Origin of the sequence: Pseudoalteromonas sp. B62 (genome assembly GCF_037162565.1) — a bacterium.
Taxonomy (GTDB): Bacteria; Pseudomonadota; Gammaproteobacteria; order Enterobacterales; family Alteromonadaceae; genus Pseudoalteromonas; species Pseudoalteromonas fuliginea.
Genome location: NZ_JARLVB010000002.1, coordinates 1,826,290 through 1,845,308 on the forward strand (window position 1 = coordinate 1,826,290; position 19,019 = coordinate 1,845,308).

General features: G+C 39.7%; 13 protein-coding genes and 2 pseudogenes. 14 read left to right on the forward strand and 1 reads right to left on the reverse strand.

The features are described 5' to 3' along the window. Nucleotides 1-54 precede the first annotated feature (54 nt). Nucleotides 55-1,821 carry a sensor histidine kinase gene (locus P4S71_RS12705; RefSeq protein WP_096792556.1) on the reverse strand — a complete coding sequence of 589 codons (1,767 nt, stop codon included), beginning with the start codon at nucleotides 1,819-1,821 and terminating at the stop codon, nucleotides 55-57. 512 nt (nucleotides 1,822-2,333) lie between these two features. Here P4S71_RS12705 and P4S71_RS12710 point away from each other — a divergent pair. The 14 genes and pseudogenes from P4S71_RS12710 to P4S71_RS12775 all read left to right on the forward strand — a co-directional run bounded on the left by P4S71_RS12710 (nucleotide 2,334) and on the right by P4S71_RS12775 (nucleotide 18,960). Then, on the forward strand, nucleotides 2,334-2,699 hold the full coding sequence (locus P4S71_RS12710) for a response regulator (protein ID WP_188085272.1): 366 nt from the start codon (nucleotides 2,334-2,336) through the stop codon (nucleotides 2,697-2,699). Between the two features lie 228 nt (nucleotides 2,700-2,927). Next, nucleotides 2,928-5,345: a bifunctional aspartate kinase/homoserine dehydrogenase I gene (thrA, locus tag P4S71_RS12715; protein WP_337150793.1), complete on the forward strand. Its 2,418-nt coding sequence runs from the start codon at nucleotides 2,928-2,930 to the stop codon at nucleotides 5,343-5,345. Nucleotides 5,346-5,354: 9 nt separating this feature from the next. Continuing rightward, nucleotides 5,355-6,290, forward strand: coding sequence for a homoserine kinase (gene thrB / locus P4S71_RS12720; protein WP_337150795.1), 936 nt, complete (start codon nucleotides 5,355-5,357; stop codon nucleotides 6,288-6,290). A gap of 11 nt (nucleotides 6,291-6,301) precedes the next feature. Continuing rightward, nucleotides 6,302-7,584 (forward strand): annotated as a pseudogene (gene thrC, locus P4S71_RS12725) (threonine synthase). A 268-nt stretch (nucleotides 7,585-7,852) separates the two neighbouring features. After that, nucleotides 7,853-9,109 (forward strand): serine hydroxymethyltransferase, encoded by a 1,257-nt coding sequence (gene glyA / locus P4S71_RS12730; RefSeq protein WP_007377471.1) that lies wholly within the window; start codon nucleotides 7,853-7,855, stop codon nucleotides 9,107-9,109. A 633-nt stretch (nucleotides 9,110-9,742) separates the two neighbouring features. Beyond that, nucleotides 9,743-10,231, forward strand: coding sequence for a transcriptional regulator NrdR (gene nrdR / locus P4S71_RS12735; RefSeq protein ID WP_337150797.1), 489 nt, complete (start codon nucleotides 9,743-9,745; stop codon nucleotides 10,229-10,231). 125 nt (nucleotides 10,232-10,356) lie between these two features. Continuing rightward, nucleotides 10,357-11,481 carry a bifunctional diaminohydroxyphosphoribosylaminopyrimidine deaminase/5-amino-6-(5-phosphoribosylamino)uracil reductase RibD gene (ribD, locus tag P4S71_RS12740; protein WP_337150798.1) on the forward strand — a complete coding sequence of 375 codons (1,125 nt, stop codon included), beginning with the start codon at nucleotides 10,357-10,359 and terminating at the stop codon, nucleotides 11,479-11,481. A gap of 26 nt (nucleotides 11,482-11,507) precedes the next feature. After that, complete coding sequence (locus P4S71_RS12745) at nucleotides 11,508-12,161, forward strand: riboflavin synthase (protein WP_337150799.1); 654 nt, start codon at nucleotides 11,508-11,510, stop codon at nucleotides 12,159-12,161. A gap of 29 nt (nucleotides 12,162-12,190) precedes the next feature. Further along, nucleotides 12,191-13,303, forward strand: coding sequence for a bifunctional 3,4-dihydroxy-2-butanone-4-phosphate synthase/GTP cyclohydrolase II (gene ribBA / locus P4S71_RS12750; RefSeq protein WP_033040116.1), 1,113 nt, complete (start codon nucleotides 12,191-12,193; stop codon nucleotides 13,301-13,303). Nucleotides 13,304-13,403: 100 nt separating this feature from the next. Then, the gene (ribH, locus tag P4S71_RS12755) at nucleotides 13,404-13,868 is read left to right on the forward strand and encodes a 6,7-dimethyl-8-ribityllumazine synthase (RefSeq protein ID WP_002961753.1); all 465 of its coding nucleotides are present in this window, start codon (nucleotides 13,404-13,406) and stop codon (nucleotides 13,866-13,868) included. A gap of 15 nt (nucleotides 13,869-13,883) precedes the next feature. Next, nucleotides 13,884-14,294 carry a transcription antitermination factor NusB gene (gene nusB, locus P4S71_RS12760; protein ID WP_002961751.1) on the forward strand — a complete coding sequence of 137 codons (411 nt, stop codon included), beginning with the start codon at nucleotides 13,884-13,886 and terminating at the stop codon, nucleotides 14,292-14,294. Nucleotides 14,295-14,381: 87 nt separating this feature from the next. Beyond that, a complete protein-coding gene (gene thiL, locus P4S71_RS12765) occupies nucleotides 14,382-15,356 on the forward strand; it encodes a thiamine-phosphate kinase (protein ID WP_337150800.1) in 975 nt (324 codons plus the stop codon). Beyond that, a complete protein-coding gene (locus P4S71_RS12770; RefSeq protein WP_007377466.1) occupies nucleotides 15,353-15,838 on the forward strand; it encodes a phosphatidylglycerophosphatase A family protein in 486 nt (161 codons plus the stop codon). The genes thiL and P4S71_RS12770 overlap by 4 nt, the downstream gene beginning before the upstream one ends. A 37-nt stretch (nucleotides 15,839-15,875) precedes the next feature. Next, nucleotides 15,876-18,960 (forward strand): annotated as a pseudogene (locus P4S71_RS12775) (diguanylate cyclase domain-containing protein). The last annotated feature ends 59 nt before the right edge of the window (nucleotides 18,961-19,019 follow it).

Genomic DNA, 19,019 nt, shown 5'->3' on the forward strand with positions numbered 1-19,019 from the left:
CAATCATAACAATAAAATCACTATCTCGAAATGCTTGATTTTATTCCTGCCAATTTAATTCTGATTAAAAATAGGCAGGGGTTTAGGCATGTTTTTAGGGAATTGTATATGGTAGTGCAAACCCTCACCTGGTTCGCTAATCGCTTCAATTGAACCACTTAAAGTTTGTTTTACTAAATTGAACATTATATGTGTACCAAGCCCACTACCGCCTTGATCTCGTTTTGTTGTGAAAAAAGGGTCAAACAGCTTTTTAAGTTGTTGCTCTGTAACACCGCTCCCATTATCTTTATAATCAATAGTTAAAAATGTTTCGTCGCTGGCTATTTTTATATCTATAATGCCGTTGTTTATATTTTCAAAACCATGAATTAGCGAGTTCATTATTAGGTTAGTGAAAATTTGGCTTATTGCCCCCGCAGGTAAATTTAAAACTAAGTCATCAGGACATTCTAGCTGAAGTTTATGAGATGTTTTTTTGAGCTTGGGATGAAGTGAACGGATCACCTCGTTCACGTAGTCTTTAAAATTGATCGTTCTTACTGCATCACTTGCCTGATCTACGGCTATTTGTTTAAAACTTGCAATTAGTTCTGAGGCTCTATCAAGGTTAGTTGTAAGCAAACTCGTACTTTGCTTTGCGTCATTAATGAACTCTTCAAGGGCTTTCGGCGAAAGCGTTTTTTCTTTATAGGCGGCTTCAAGCTGATTTAAGCGTTCTTGTAAAAACGAAATTGCAGTCACCCCAATTCCTATAGGGGTATTTATATCATGAGTTATCCCAGCAACGAGTCCCCCTAATGCAGCCATTTTTTCAGTGCCAAGTAAGCGCTCTTGTGCAAGACTTAATTCTTCAACATAGCGTTCTAGTTCAGTTTGTTTTGTTAGCAGCTCTTGCTCTGTACTTCTACGAAGATCAACTTCCTCAGTAAGTACAATTTTTTGTTTTTCTAATTCATATTTTTGCTGCTGTAGATCCATCATTGCTTGGCTTAAATTTGATGTTTTACGTGCTACATCTTGTTCTAATTGAATGTTATGTTGATCTAGCTTCTCATTACTAATAATGAGTTCTTTTTGTGCTTGCTCGAGCTCTAGACGGTATTGGACTACTTTATCTATTAATTTATTAAACGATTGTTCCATAACGTTGAGTTCATTATGTTCCTCCGTTTCGATTTCGATATGTTGCCCTTCAAGTTCGTCTAGTTCGAGGTTTTCTAATTGATCTGTTAGCTGAGATAAAGGGTCTGTGAGTAACTTTCTAAATGCCATTAGAAATAGAATGATTAAAAAAGTAGTTTTAATCATTGCGTTACCAATCAAAAAGTAGATTGAAACCATGATTCGACTAAAAACGACTTCACGACTAGAAAATAACGTCACATCGCCAACTTGCGTTGCTCTGCCTGAAAACTCAAAAATAAGCGGAAAAGTATAACCAAACAAACCAGACTTAGAGTCCTCTAACATGACTTCTTCTTGTACTAGCTGTTGGCTGTAAAGTTTATGTATATCGAGAGAACGGCCGAGTTGCGAAATTACTTCACCACTATCATCACGGACAATAATACCTTCAATCATAGGAATAGCTAACAGACCTTCTGCAGTTGTTATGGTTTGCTTTATATTCAGCTCCCAAATAGCGCGGGTTAGGCTTCGGCTAAAGGTTTTTTGTAAAGTAGTTAGCTCGTCTCTTATATAGTCCTTAGTGTTTACATATTCGGCAATAACTTGTCCGCAAGTGACCACAAAGGTAAGCAAAAAATAGACCGATAGCACACTGGTCAGCAACTTTTTAGAAAGGCTTTGTTGTAACATAAGTGATTTATGGTTCCTTGGGTTGAGTTAAATAACTGCGGTTTATATAAAAGCTAGTCAATAAAGGCGTAAAAATAAATAAAAATTAATTTTTACTTATTAAAAAGTGTTAAAAGTCGGAAGTGTATCTCAGATATTTAACTTTCCCCCTTAGTTAAATAATGATTTCTGTTAATGTAATCAAAATTTATTTTCTGATTACATTGAGTCTTTAGCTTTATTTTACTTCGGCATGTTTGATTTTAAGCAAGGAATGCATAACCAGAGCCCGACATTTTTACTAAGCGGTTAGGTTACAAACTTTGTACCTGATTAGCTACAAAAATGAGCACGTTTAGTTATGTAAGATCAATACGCCTAGTACTATAGTTTATCGTAGGGTGAAAATTTAAGAGTAAATAATTACCATTACTTTGTTTGCTTATAAAGAGACCGTGATAAGATAAAATAAAGTTGCTATGGATAGCTGTTTTTTAACAAATTTAATTATGCTTAATACAGTAGTAAATATTATGAATTTTTCTATTTTAGTATGTGATGACTCAACCGTGGCTCGTAAGCAAGTTATTCGATGTTTGCAGCAATGTCTTGATGCAGATATTCAGCAAGCAATAAATGGCGCACAAGCTATTGAGCTATTAAATACTCATAATTTTGATTTGTTATGTTTGGATTTAACTATGCCTGAAGTTGATGGAGTTCAAGTGCTTGAGTATATCAAAGCTAATAAAATAGAGTGTTTTGTGCTCGTCATATCGGCAGATATTCAAGACAAAATGAAGTTACGAGTTACTCAATTAGGCGCTATCGACTTTATAAATAAACCAATAGATAAAACCCGCATGAATAATATTTTGCATAAATTTGGCATTCATTAGGTTTTTTTATGTTCAAAAAGGCTGTTTTATCTTTTAATTTGGGGTTGACAGCATAGCCTTTGTTAAGGCAGTCTTAACTTATGAAAATAATTAATCGCGTACTGACCATTATTATTACAACCACCATTCTTACTGGATAGTGGCATAGGTCGGTGCAACAAATTTAAAGGCCTGTGTTCACTTAGAACACAGGCCTTTTTTCGTTTTATGGGATGAGGAACATAAACAATGCGCGTTTTAAAATTTGGAGGCTCGTCGCTTGCCGACTTTACTTGCCTTCAGCAGGTAGCTCAATTAGTTAAAGCACAGCTAAAAGATGAAATGTTATTGGTGCTTTCTGCTCCAGGTGGAATGACCGATTCATTAGTTGCGTTAGCAAATGAGGCAGAGCAAGGCTTAGATTTTTCGCAGCAATGGCAAACATTAGCGAGTCGTTGTGAAGGCTTAAAAGCTGACGTTGAAAAGAGTGGCGTAGTAGTTACAAGCTGGCCAGACCTAAGGGAACTTAAAAATAAATTAGATGGCGTGTCGCTTATACAATGTTGCCCCGATCAAGTTCGCGCATTTGTAATTAGCTTTGGAGAGCGCGTTAGTGTTTCTTTAATGCAGGCTTTATTGGACTCGCAAGATGCAAGATACTTAGAAGCAACAAGCTGTATAGCTTCAACGGGTGGCTACATTGATGCAGAAGCGGATTTAGTGGCAAGTAAAGCTCGCTTTCAAGCTGTGCTTAAAGAAAACCCTGCCACTATTTATATCATGCCTGGTTTTACGGCGAGTAATGATAAAGGTGAGCTTACAACGCTTGGCCGTAATGGTTCAGATTACTCAGCAGCTATTGCTGCGGCATGTTTAGAAGCTGAGATTTGCCAAATTTGGACTGACGTTGATGGCGTATATAGCGCTGATCCTCGTTATATTAAAAAAGCCACTAAAGTAGATTTTTTATCTTATAAAGAAGCGATGGAGCTTTCTTACTTTGGTGCAAAAGTACTTCACCCTAAAACAATTTTACCGTGTGCTAAAGCAGGCGTGCCATGTGAAATTAAAAATACGCATAACCCAGACGCACAAGGCTCATTAATTGGTAATGATTATTCATCTGATGAGCCCGTAAAAGCGCTTTCGAGCTTACAAGACCTTGCAATGTTAACTGTTTCAGGCCCAGGCATGAAAGGTAAAGTAGGGATGGCGTCTAAGGTATTTAACGCGCTTGCTCACGATAATGTATCAATTGTATTGATCACGCAATCATCATGTGAATTTAGCATTAGTTTTTGTGTGCACGAAACAGACCTAGCACTTGCACTCGATGCGCTACAAACTGCATTTGAGCTTGAATTACAAGCAGGGCTTATTGAGCCTGTACAAGTGCAGCGCAATTTAGCCATTGTTACTTTAGTGGGCGATAACATGCGCGCACACCGTGGTTTAGCAGCTAAGTTTTTTGCATCGCTTGCACAAGCGCAAGTAAATATTGTGGCAATTGCACAGGATTCTACAGAAAGTGCTATTTCTGCGGTAATTGATGGTGAGTTATGTAATGACGCCGTAAAAATATGCCATGAAAACTTTTTCACGCATGTGCCGTCAATTGATGTGTTTTTACTAGGTTGTGGCTTAGTAGGGCTAGAGCTTATTAATCAGCTTGAACGTCAACAAGCTTGGCTTGAAAAGCGTAATATTAAACTCAACTTGTACGGTGTTGCTAACTCTCGTCAATTACACCTTGATAACGAAGGCATTGCTTTTAGTGATTGGCAGCAAAAATTGGCCTCATCTGAGCAAGCATTTGATTTAAAGGTAGTAGAGCAATTTGTTAAGCAAAACCACTTAGTGAATCCGGTATTAGTAGATTGTACATCTTCAGATGCACTTGCTGCGCAGTATGTAGACTTTTTAAATGCAGGCTTTCATGTAGTTGCTGCTAATAAAAAAGCGACAACAAGCTCATACACGTATTACCAAGACTTAATAGCTGCTACGCAAAAGAATAATCGGAAATTCTTATACGAAACAAACGTTGGTGCAGGCTTACCAGTAATCGATAACTTACAATCGTTATTTGGTGCTGGTGATGAATTGTTAGAGTTTAGCGGTATTTTATCAGGTTCACTTTCGTATATGTTTGGCGCACTTCAAGATGGTTTATCACTTTCTGAGGCAACCATTAAAGCCAAAGAAAGCGGCTTTACAGAGCCAGACCCTCGTGATGATTTATCGGGTACCGATGTAGCACGTAAGTTACTGATCATTGCACGCGAAGCAGGTATGAAATTAGAGCTGAGCGATATCGAAGTTGAATCGGTATTACCAGTTGGTTTTGCACAAGGCGATAGCGTTGATGAGTTTATGGCAAAACTACCAAGCCTAGATGCTGATTTTAATGACCGCATTCAAAGCGCTGCGAGCGAAGGTAAGGTACTTCGTTATGTAGGAAAAATTAAAGAAGGTCACTGTAAAGTAGGTATTGAAGCGGTAGATGAAAAACATGCGCTTAATGTAATTCGCGATGGCGAAAATGCACTTGCTATTTTAAGCCAATACTACCAGCCGCGTCCGTTTGTAATTCGTGGTTATGGTGCCGGCTCTGAAGTAACAGCTGCGGGTGTATTTGCTGATATTTTAAAAACACTATCGCGCTAGGAGCTCGTTATGATTGAAGTATATGCTCCGGCGTCTATTGGTAATTTTGCAGTGGGTTTTGATGCACTTGGCGCAGCGCTTGCGCCAATTGATGGTAGTTTATTAGGCGATGTAGCTGTTGTAAGTGCAGCACCAAGTGACGAATTTATTTGTACTGGCGACTACGCTCACAAGTTACCAAGTGATGCGAATGAAAACTTAGCGTACCAGTGTTTAGTGCATTTTAGAGCGCATGTTGCGCCTAATATGCCAAGCGTAAAGCTCGAGCTTAAAAAGAATTTACCAATTGGATCTGGACTTGGATCCAGTGCATGTTCGGTAGTGGCTACCTTTGCAGCTCTTGATAAGTTTGCACAAACTAACTTGAGTCAGGTTGAGCTTATTGAGCTTATGGCTGACTTTGAAGCTGTGGTAAGCGGCGGTCGTCATTACGACAACATCACGCCATGTTATTTAGGTGGTTTGCAATTAACAGGTGATTTAATCCCTGATAAATCGATTGCACTGCCTGTTGATGATAATTGGTACTACGTTGCTGCGTTCCCTGGTTTTTCACTCAACACTGCAAAAGCGCGCTCGGTTTTACCAAAAGAGTTGAGCATGCATGCAAGTGTTGAGTTTGCACAGCGTTTATCGGCATTTAGTAGCTTACTGTTAACTAACCGTTTTGACGATGCGCTGAGCATAATGAAAGATGAAATAGCAGAACCTTACCGCGCACCGCTTATTAAAGGTTTTAGTGAAGCCAAAGCAAGCTTGCCAGCGCTGGGCGCTGAAATAGTGAGTATTTCGGGCGCAGGACCCACCTTGTTTAGTGTATGTAAAACACTTGAAGCTGCACAGCAATGCGCGCAGTGGTTAGAGGCAAATTACATTAACGAGCAAGGCTTTTGTCACATTTGTAAATTAGATAACGACGGCACGCGTCAATTAACAGTTTTATAGGATAGGTAGTCATGCAATTACATAATTTAAAAGATAGCTCACAAAAAGTGTCGTTCGTTGAAGCCGTAAAAACAGGTTTGGGTCGTAATCAAGGTGTGTTTTTTCCTGAAACCCTTGCCCCACTGTCCGATGTTGATGCATTGCTTGATATGGACTTTGTTACACGCAGTGGCAAAATATTATCTCACCTAATTGGTGATGAGCTACCAAGCGACACTGTGGCACAAATGGTTAAAAATGCATTTAACTTTCCAGTTAAGCTGGTGGAAGTTGAAGAGAATACATACTGCTTAGAGTTGTTTCATGGTCCTACGCTTGCGTTTAAAGACTTTGGTGGTCGCTTTATGGCAGAGTGTTTGGCGCAATTTAATAAAGATGAAAAAGTAACTATTTTAACCGCAACATCGGGCGATACTGGTGCAGCTGTAGCGCATGCTTTTTACAATAAACCAAATATCGACGTAGTAATTTTATATCCTAAAGGCAAAATTTCACTTGCTCAGCAAAAGCTATTTACTACGCTAGGTAACAATATTCATTGTTATGCAGTTGAGGGCAGCTTTGATGATTGCCAAGAGTTAGTTAAAAATGCCTTTTTAGATGAAGAAGTTAAATCAACACTTGGGCTTAATTCTGCTAATTCAATTAATATTAGCCGTTTAGTTGCTCAGGTTTGTTATTACTTTGAGGCCATTGCACAACTACCAAAAGAAAAACGCGCAAAAGCGCATATATCAGTGCCAAGTGGCAACTTTGGTAATGTATGTGCTGCAATGATTGGTGCGGTTATTGGCTTACCTGTAGGTAAATTAAGTGCAACAACCAACCAAAATGATACTGTGCCGCGCTTTATGCTTGATAAAACGTGGACGCCAAACGCAACACTTGAGTCGCTTTCAAATGCAATGGATGTAAGTAAGCCAAACAACTGGCCGCGTGTGCAAACAATGTTAGATAATAACTGGTTTAGCTACGATAACTTTTATTCAACTAGCGTAAACGAGCAAGACACGCAATCGGTGATGAAAAAATTCAACAAACGGGTTATGTTGCAGAGCCTCACACTGCGATTGCTTACCAAGGTCTTGTTGAAAATCGAACGCCAGGTGCAGCGGGTATCTTTTTAGCGACCGCTCACCCTGCTAAGTTTAAAGAAAGCGTAGAGGATATTTTAAATATTGAATTGGATATGCCAAAACCACTTAGTGATGCATTAGCAAAACCATGTCTAGCAAGCGATATAAACGCCGATTACGATGCTTTGCGTACTGAAATTCTTGCAAAACTAGGATAATAAAAAATAACAATTGAAGCGGCTATGGCCGCTTTTTTTATAAATTATAATTCAAAAAAGAGAGGCTTTCATTAGCTAATTAAATGTGAAAAATGAAATGCATTTAAAATAGTTATGTACTTATTAAAAAATATCATCTTAAAAAGTCTGTGAAATAGTTTCAATCCCTGTTTAAATATCCTCAACTTAAGAGCGTAGGCAAAGAGTCGTTTAAAGCGTACAATAAAGCCTCTAAAAAACACCATACACGTTGCCCTAGGAGACCCCAATGTTAGAACGTAGCATGAATATTTCGGATTTTGATCCAGAGTTATTTGACGCAATCACTAAAGAAACTGCTCGCCAAGAAGAGCACATTGAACTAATTGCATCTGAAAACTACTGTAGCCCACGTGTACTAGAAGCACAGGGTTCACAGCTTACTAACAAATACGCAGAAGGTTACCCAGGCAAACGTTATTATGGCGGTTGTGAGCATGTAGATGTTGTTGAGCAATTAGCAATTGACCGTGCTAACGAATTATTTGGTTCTGACTACGCAAACGTACAGCCACATGCTGGTTCGCAAGCAAACGCTGCTGTTTTTCTAGCGCTATTAGAAGCAGGCGACACTGTACTTGGTATGAGCTTAGCTCATGGTGGTCACTTAACTCACGGTTCTCACGTAAGCTTCTCTGGTAAGCTTTACAATGCAATCCAATACGGACTAGATGAAGCAACGGGCGAAATTGATTACGCACAAGTTGAAGCACTAGCACTTGAGCACAAACCAAAAATGATTATTGGTGGTTTCTCAGCGTACTCAGGTATTGTTGATTGGGCTAAATTCCGTGAAATTGCTGACAAAGTAGGTGCTTACCTGTTTGTTGATATGGCTCACGTTGCAGGTTTAATTGCGGCAGGGGTTTACCCAAGCCCAGTTCCTCATGCACATGTTGTAACTACAACTACGCATAAAACACTTGCTGGTCCTCGTGGTGGTTTAATTATTTCTGCATGTGGCGACGAAGCAATCTATAAAAAGCTTAACAGCGCAGTTTTCCCTGGTGGCCAAGGTGGCCCTTTATGTCACGTTATTGCAGCAAAAGCAGTGGCATTTAAAGAAGCGCTTCAACCAGAATTTAAAGTATACCAAACACAAGTTGTTAAAAACGCAAAAGCAATGGTTGCTGTAATGCAAGAGCGCGGCTACAAAATCGTATCTGACAAAACTGAAAACCACTTATTCCTACTCGATTTAATCGATAAAGATATTACTGGTAAAGATGCAGACGCAGCTCTTGGTAACGCTAACATCACAGTTAATAAAAACTCAGTGCCAAACGATCCACGTTCTCCGTTTGTAACATCTGGTTTGCGTATTGGTTCTCCTGCAATCACTCGTCGTGGTTTCAAAGAAGAAGAATCAAAAGAGCTTGCTGGATGGATTTGTGACGTACTAGATAACATCACTGATGAATCTGTACAGGTGCAAGTTAAAGAAAAAGTTAAAGCAATTTGTGCAAAATTACCTGTTTACGCTTAATTGCATAAGCAGCAGTAATTTAGAGCACAACAGCTAGGGCGTGTTGACCTTTCGTGGTTGAATTTGCAGCAGTATGTTTGGTATTTGAGCAAGGCAGAGCCTATGAGGTGTGGTATTCCCCATAAATAGGCGATAACGCAGCATAAATGCCAAACATGCGCTGCCCTTTGGGTTCTTTCTAGGGGCGATTAACTCTTTGTTACTCGGTTTTTACTTAACCCGTTAGGTTACAAACCTCGCGCCGCGATTAAATCGCCCCTAGATTGAACAAATTTCAATCTACAAAGGTCAACACGCCCTAGGGGCCTGTTTATCTTTCGAGGTTTAATTTGCAGTAGTATGTTTGGTTTTTAGGCAAGGCAGAGTCTATGTAGTGTGGTTACTCCATACAAATAGGCGATAACGCAGCATAAATGCCAAACATGCACTGCCCTCGGGTTCGTCCTAGGGGCGATTTACTCTTTGTTGCTCGGTTTTTACTTAGCCCACTAGGTTACAAACCTCGCGCCGCGATTAAATCGCCCCTAGATAGAACAAATTTAATCCTGAAAGGTCAACAGGCCCTATTTTTTTGCTAAGATAAAAGACCGCTATTTAGCGGTCTTTTTTGTTTTAAAACGGAAGTACTGAGCTATGCATTGTCCATTTTGTACCGCAAAAGATACTAAAGTTATTGACTCACGCCTTGTTGGCGGCGGCCATCAAGTTCGCAGGCGTCGTGAGTGTAACGACTGCCACGAGCGCTTTACTACATTTGAAGGCGCTGAACTGGTTATGCCTCGTGTTATTAAACAAGACGGCAGCCGCGAACCATTTAACGAAGATAAATTATTAAATGGCTTAAATCGCGCACTCGAAAAACGCCCAGTGAGCACAGAGCAAGTAGACGAAGTAGTGAATATAATAAAATCGCAGTTGCGTGCTACAGGCGAGCGAGAAATTTCAAGCCATTTGGTGGGTGAATGCATTATGGAAGCCCTCAAAAAGCTCGATAAAGTAGCTTACGTAAGATTTGCCTCTGTTTATCGTTCGTTTGAAGACATACGCGAATTTGGCGAAGAAATTGCCCGTTTAGGGAGTAATACCAATTTTATTAAAAACATGATCATTCTATCGCATTAAATAGCGCACTCACTGCGTTAAAAATTATTTATATAGAATAACTATATGTCATAATTTTCGCCTTGTTATTACGCTATTTTCTTAGCGCTATAATAGAACACTTATTTAACGCAATTGGTATAACAATGCAAAGCCAAACTACTTTTACTGAACATGACGAAATGTATATGGCACGTGCCATAGAGCTTGCCAAAAAAGGCCGGTTTACTACCACGCCTAACCCTAATGTTGGCTGTGTATTAGTTAAAAATAATCAAATAATTGGTGAGGGTTTTCATCAATTAGCAGGTCAAGGCCATGCTGAAGTAAATGCGCTGGCAATAGCGGGTAATAATGCACAAGGTGCAACGGCTTATGTAACGCTTGAACCGTGTAGTCATTATGGGCGTACGCCACCGTGCGCTGAAGGCTTAAAAAAGGCGGGCGTAGTAAAAGTAATTGCCGCTATGGTTGATACAAACCCACAAGTCGCAGGCAAAGGCCTTAAAATATTGAGCGACGCTGGTATTGACGTTGCTTATGGGTTACTCGAATCGCAAGCGCGGGCACTTAACGTTGGCTTTTTTAAGCGTATGGAACAAGGCTTACCTTATGTGACCTGTAAAATGGCAGCAAGTATTGATGGTAAAACAGCGCTTAAAAATGGGCAAAGTAAGTGGATCACAAGTCCCGCTGCTCGCCAAGACGTACAGCTATACCGAGCGCAAAGCTGCGCTATTTTAACCGGCGCCGATACTGTGCTAGTAGACGATGCTAAACTTAATGTGCGGTTAAGTGAGTTACCGTGCACACTGCCTACTGATTTACCGCTTCGCCAGCCTGTGCGTGTTATAATTGACTCACAAAACCGTTTAACACCTAACCTTGCTTTATTTAAAATCCAAAGTGATGTAATAATATTTACGACTAAGGTTGATAAATCATTGCAATGGCCGCATTTTGTAAAGCATATTGAAGTCAGTGAAAGTAACGGTAAAGTTGATTTACAAGCCGTTTTAGAAAAACTTGGGCAACTGCAGTTTAATAATGTTTGGCTTGAAGCTGGCGCAACACTTGCTGGTAAAATGACAGAGCTTAATTTAGTTGACGAGTTTGTTTTTTATTTAGCGCCTAAACTAATGGGCCATGATGCAAAAAGTTTAGTTAATTTTCCTGAATTGACGAGTATGCAAAACACCGTTGATTTAACATTTAATGAATGTGCGCGCATTGGTGACGACTTACGTATCACCGCGTTAAAAACTCATTAAAATCACTTAATAAAAAGAGTAGCGCTATGTTTACTGGGATAATAGAAGCCACAGGCAAAATTGCTTTATTACAAAAAAAACAAGGCGACTTAGCCATTCGTATCCAAAGTGCTGACCTTGATATGACAGACGTAAAGCTAGGCGACAGCATTGCAACCAATGGCGTTTGCTTAACCGTAGTTGATAAACATATTGACGGTTTTAGTGCTGATTTATCTAACGAGACGATTGGTTTAACCGGTTTTGCTCACTATGCTTTAGGGCAAACGGTGAATCTTGAAAAAGCCATGCAACCTGTTTCGCGTTTAGGCGGTCATTTAGTATCTGGCCATGTTGATGGCATAGCAACGATTACAAGCATTACAGCAAACGCTCGAGCAACAGAGTATTGGCTTACAACCGAAGAAAATTTAATGAAATACATTCCTTACAAAGGTTCGGTATGTATTGATGGTATAAGCCTGACAGTAAACGCTGTAGAAGGTAATAAATTCAAATTAACAATTGTCCCACATACGAGTGAGCAAACCACAATTGCTCATTTTAAAGTAGGCACTCAAGTTAATTTAGAAGTCGATCAAATTGCACGTTATTTAGAGCGCCTTATAAAAGGTGCAGAGCAACCAACGGGCTCTGATATTTCGATGAGCTTACTCGCTAAAGCGGGTTTTATTAAATAACGAAACTGATAACTTACACGAGCAAATTTATGAATTTACACAGCGCACAAGAAATCATCGACGATATTAAAGCCGGTAAAATGGTTATTTTAATGGATGATGAAGATAGAGAAAATGAAGGCGATTTAATAATAGCTGCTGAGCATATTAGCGCAGAAGCGATTAATTTCATGGCTACCCATGGCCGTGGTTTAATTTGTTTAACCATGACGCAAGAGCGCTGCGAGCAACTTGATTTACCGTTAATGGTTAAAAACAATGGTGCAGCATTTTCGACTAACTTTACAATGTCGATAGAAGCATCTAAAGGTGTTACAACTGGTATTTCAGCGGCAGATAGAGCGCGCACAGTGCAAGCGGCTATAGCTAAAGGTGCAATACCAAGTGATATTGTGCAGCCGGGGCATATTTTTCCTATTATGGCACAACCTGGTGGCGTATTAACTCGCGCAGGACACACTGAAGCTGGCTGTGATTTAGCGCGTTTGGCTGGGCTTGAAGCATCATCTGTTATTGTTGAAATACTTAATGCTGATGGCACCATGGCGCGTCGCCCTGATTTAGAAGTCTTTGCGAAAGAGCACGATATTAAAATTGGCACCATTGCTGATTTAATCGAATACCGCAACTTAAACGAAACAACAATTGAGCAAGTTGCAAAATGTAAGTTACCAACAGAGCATGGTGAGTTTGATTTGGTGACTTACAAAGACACAATTGACGGCCAATTACACTACGTATTGCTTAAAGGCGATATAAAAGAGCAAGAACCGACAAATGTACGTGTACATTTGCAAAGTACCTTTAACGATATCCTACTTTCGGACAGAAGTGCTGAGCGTAGTTGGGGCCTTTCTGAAGCAATGGCTTATATCGCTAAAAATGAAGGTGCTTTAGTTATTTTAGGTAAGCAAGAAAGCACTGAAGAATTAGAAGCAACAGTAAAAGCATTCGCGGCAGCTGATGCTGGCGAAAGCGTTACGCCACGTAAATTCAAAGGTACATCTCGTACTGTTGGCGTAGGCTCGCAAATACTTGCCGATCTTGGAATTAAACAAATGCGATTAATGAGTCGTCCTAAAAAGTACCATGCACTTTCGGGCTTTCATTTAGAAGTTGTTGATTACATTGAGCCACAATAAGCATCACGCTTAAACTAGGCTATTATTTTATTTTTATGGTATGATGCGCAGCAATTTTTGCGCAATCGCAACCGCTTGAACTTATTTTTAGGGTTATCAAATGAAAATTATTGAAGGTAATAAGTACGCTCCAGGCAAAAAGTTTGCCATTGTCATTTCTCGTTTTAATGACTTTATTGGTAGCAGCCTCCTTGCAGGTGCTGTTGATGAGTTAAAACGCACTGGTGGCGTATCTGATGACGACATTACCGTTATTTATGTACCAGGCGCGGTAGAATTACCTTTAGCGGCTAAACGCGTTGCAGCAAAAAAAGAGTATGATGCAATCATCGCATTAGGCGTAGTGATCAGAGGTGGTACACCACACTTTGACCTAGTTGCTGGCGAATCAAACAAAGGTCTTGCGCAAGTATCACTTGAGTATGATATCCCGGTTGCATTTGGCGTATTAACCACAGAAAGCATTGAACAAGCAATTGAGCGTGCTGGCACCAAAATGGGCAATAAAGGCGGCGAAGCTGCTTTAGGCGCGCTTGAAATGGTTAATGTGTTAGATAAAATTTAAGTTTAAGGAATTTTTGTGAAACCAGCAGCAAGACGTAAAGCACGTATCTTAGCACTCCAAGCCGTTTATTCTTGGCAAATAAGTGGCAATTTAATTGCCGATATCGAACAACAAATGTTGATCGAAACAGACGTTACTAAAATTGATGTTGAATACTTTAAAGATTTAGCGACGGGTGTTGCTGTAAATTACAAGCAACTAGACGAAGCTGTATCACCACATTTAACACGTCCGTTTGATGACTTAGATATGGTTGAGCGTGCAATTTTACGTTTAAGCAGCTATGAGCTTAAGTTCCGTGAAGACGTACCTTATAAAGTTGCTATTAACGAAGGTATTGAGCTTGCCAAAATTTTTGGCGCTGAAGATAGCCATAAATTTGTAAACGGTGTACTTGATAAAGCTGTTAAGCATTTACGCAAGTAATAACAATTCACTCTGAATTTTAAATTTCAGATTGATTGGTTAAACAACCGTTAAAAGGAGAGCCGGCATAGGTCGGCTTTTTTGTGTATGAAGGAATTTGAATTAATTAACCGCTACTTTAAAGGTCGCGGTATCACCCGTCGTGATGTAAACCTAGGTATAGGGGATGATTGCGCTTTAGTAACCGTTCCACAAAACTGCCAACTTGCCGTTACAACAGACACTCTTGTTGCTGGCGTGCACTTTTTTGATGATATTTCCCCTCGTGCATTAGGTCATAGAGCACTCGCTGTGAATTTAAGTGATTTAGCTGCAATGGGCGCTGAACCAACATGGGTTTCGGTTGCACTCACATTGCCAAGTATAGATCCGCAGTGGATTGAAGAATTTACTGAAGGCATGCATGAAATTGCAGAATACTTTAATGTACAAATTATTGGTGGCGATACGACTCAAGGGCCATTAACTATTACTATTTGTGCAAAAGGAACGGTACCTGAGGGGAAAGCTCTGCGCAGAAGTGGTGCTAAAGTGGGGGATTGGATTTATGTTACAGGTCCTTTAGGGGATGCAGGTTTAGCTATTGAATCGCGCAAGCAAGGTTTTAAAATAGAGCCTGAACATTTAAAATATGTTAATAAACGTTTCGATTATCCAACACCTCGCGTAGCAGCTGGCCAAGTTTTACGCGGACTTGCATCATCGGCTATTGATGTATCTGACGGTCTTATTGCTGATTTAGGCCATATTCTAGATATGTCGCAAGTAAGTGCTGTTATTAATGTTGAAAGTATTCCTACATCAGATGCGATGAAATCGAGCCTTGATTTTGATCAGCAATTACCGTTTATTCTTAGCTACGGCGATGACTACGAATTGTTATTTACTGTTCCTGATAGTAATAAAAGTATGTTAGAAATTAAGCTACGTCAGTATGGTGTAGATGCAACATGCATTGGCCAAGTTAAAAGTGGTGATGGCCAAATTGAGCTTTTATACAATGGTGAAGAGTTTAATTTTGAGCAGCATGGCTTTGAGCATTTTGCAAAGGAGCAGGTTTGAATAATAACCGCAAGTTTAATTTAAAGCGTCCGCACCAATTTTTTGGTTTAGGGTTTGGCACAGGCCTTGCACCTAAAGCGCCTGGTACATTTGGTACTTTTGCTGCACTGCCATTTATTTTTATGACAATGTACTATCCATTATGGTTACAAATTGTGTTTGCTGTAGTGATCAGTATATTTGGTATATGGGCATGTGGTAAAACGGCTGATGATTTAGGCGTGCACGACCATCCTGCAATTGTATGGGATGAAGTGGCTGGCTATTACATTACCATGATTGGCGCAGCGCTTAGCTGGCAGAGTTTATTAGTTGGCTTTTTGTTATTTCGCTTTTTTGATATAGCAAAACCCGGCCCAATCCGTATGCTAGATAAACGAGTACATGGCGGTTTAGGTATTATGGCTGATGATATATTGGCTGGTATTTTTTCGCTTATTTGTTTGCAAGCGTTAATAAAAGTGGGTTTACTACCCTTTTAATTTTTATATTTGAATTGTTTAACTAGGTGGCAGCAATATGATGCGATTTTTACTGGTTTGTGTACTGATGTTGTGCGCGACGCCAAGCTGGGCCTCAATTACTGATTATGTCGTTAAGCAATGGAATATAAAAGACGGTTTGCCGTCACAATCACTCAAAAGTGTAGTGCAAGATCAGCAAGGTTATATGTGGCTGGGTACTCAGTTTGGGTTAAGCCGTTTTGATGGAACAACATTTACTAACTATAGTACCCAAAATAGTTATTTTTTACCAAGTAATGGTATTAATAAACTTTTAATCGATTCGAACGGGTTGTTGTGGATAGGTACTAAAAGCGGATTAGTTGTAATTAACCCGGCAACATTTGCAGCACAAGAATTTAATATTAAAGGCCCTGTAAGGGATATTTTAGAAGATTCTAAAGGCAGTATCTGGATTGCAGCAAATGGTTTGTATTATGTTGATAGAGGGCAAGTTGACTTGCAAACTCACGCTAGCGGTCAACTACCTATTGTCAATGCGACAGTAATCACCCAAATTGTCGGCTCAGTTAGTCAAATGGCACTTTCTCCGGAAGGTATTTGGCTGGTTAATGACCGTCATTTGTTACGCCTTACTAAAAACGCCTCCGATTTTTCTAAATTACGTTTAGAGCTCACTGCAAAAATATCGCTACCAGAGCGTTTAGCGCAAACTATTGTGCATGATTTATCATTTTTGAACGGCAATTTATACTTGGCTTCAGAACTAGGTGCATATTTTCTAGATTTAGATGATGAGCTAAGGCCATTTCCTTTACCCAATGCTAATAATTCAGCTGTTTATAAGTTTATGAGTGATACCAATGGTGGATTATGGGTTTCAACTTACGGGCGTTTATTATTTAGAGATAAGTCAGGCGAATGGCAATGGGTTGAGCCAAGCCAGCTAGATCAAAGTATTTGGTTTGCAGATATTTTTCGTGATGATAAAAATAATGTATGGCTAGCAAGCTTTAGTGAAGGCTTATGGCTTGCGCATGAAGGGCGGGTTGAACGACATTCAGCTGTATCTGAGATGACTGAGGCCGTTATGGCAATAAGCCAAGCACCTGATGGTAAATTATGGGTCGCTAACAAAAGTGGTATTGGTTACTTTGATTTAAGTAAAAGCTTTATAAATCTGATCCTAGTAGTAAATACAGCCGATCGTCAGTCCATGACTTACAGTTTGATGGTGAGCGACTCTATATAGCCACAGGAAGAGGTTTATTTGTTTATGAGAATAATACACTTTATACCGTTCCAGGGCGCGCGCTACGTGATAACCCTGTATTTGCTATAAGCCGTTCAAGCAAAGGTGGTTTTTGGATTGGCACTGGACGGGGGTTATATCGTCTTGGTTATGCGGGACTAACGCCGTTTGCGTATAATGCATTTTTAGGTAGTAAGTTTATTACTTACGTATTGGATAAAGCTAATTTTGGAGTGATAGGTACAAGTAAAGGCGCCTATTACTTTACCGAGCGTGGCATTGAAAAAATTGGTGATCAAACATCTTTAGAAAGTGCTTATGTAACAAGTGTACTGCATATTGATGGTGTAGGTATTTTAATTGGCTCTCTTAACGACGGGCTTTTTTATAGAAGTACCCAAGGGCAATGGCGTCAACTTGATGCGGCTAATGGTCTACCATATGGATCAATTTTTAGCCTCGAATACGATGAAAAGCTAAAACATGTTTGGGTTAGCACCATGAAAGGCGTTTATAGGATGCCTGTAGATCAATTCAAAGCAGATATTAAAAGCTTAAAAGTAGAGGAAGTTATTTCTTCATTTGATCGTCAACTCGATGGTAAAGCTAATCAGTGTTGTAGTGGGTTAGGCCATGACGCAGTTGCTAATATTGGCAGTTCAATTTGGTATCCTAGTTTGCAAGGGATTGTAGAGATCCCTAAAAACGTAGAGCTATTTGGCGTGTTGTCATTGAAGCCAAAAGTAGAAACAATTACCACACCATTGCGTAATTTAACAACTGCAGCCTTAGGTCAAAAACCATCATTAGAAACTGATGAGCGAGATATAACGCTTGCCTACACGGCTATAGATTATTATGCACCAAACAGCATTGAATTTAGGTATAAGCTAAGTGGCTTAGATAGCGATTGGCGTTATGCAAATACACGTAGAGAAGCTATTTATACTAACTTACCGGCAGGGTCGTTTTTATTTCAGCTTGAAGCAAAGCGACAAGGTGAAGATTGGAGTAAAGCACAAGAAGCTGAATACGGCTTTATTGTGCCAGAGCGCTTTGATGAAACTATTTATTTTAGATTGTTGATCACCAGTGGCTTCATTTTGTTTTTTTACTTGGTTTTTGGGTATTTAGAGCACAAGAGCGCAGAAAGCAAGAAGCACTCGAGGGATTGATCACCGAACGTACATTAGAGTTACGTCAAGCTAATGATAAGCTTAATCAAGTGAATTCACAGCTCAAGCTAGTAAGTCATTCAGACGAGCTTACGGGGCTTCGTAGTCGTCGATTTTTGTTCGATCAATTGCCTAAAGATATTGAACACTTTCAACGTAATTCTCAATCGCTGCAAGCTCAGGGTAAGTCACTTGTTTTACTAATAATCAACTTTGATAACTTTAGTCGAATTAACGATGCATATGGCCCAATAGCGGGTGATAGCTGTTTGCAGCAAATGGCAGCATTACTTAACTCTCGCACACAAGGATCCGACTACGTAGCGCGTTGGAGTGGCGATGAATTTTTACTCCTACTGCGTGATTTTAAATGTAATAAAATAGATAGCTATGCTTCGGAGCTGTGCCAAGCTGTTGCAGAGTATTCATTCCAGCTTCCGAATGGAAAAAGTACTAATATTATGGCGTCAATTGGTTGGTCTTTCTACCCGTTACCACTTTTAGGTGGGCAAGTAATCAGTTGGGAGACATCTATTAACTTAGCTGATATTGCACTGCACCAAGTTAAAAAGCGTGGTGGCGATGGTGTTGCAAACATTACGTTTGATGATCAGCTTGATGCATTTGAGTTTGAGCAAAATTCTAACGTTGACCAACAATTAGGTATTTTACAAAGTAATGGCCTAGCTGATATTAAAGTGTGGATGCGCTGATCAGCTGATGGGTAATATTTGACATTAAAAAAGGAGCCTAGGCTCCTTTTTTAATGTGC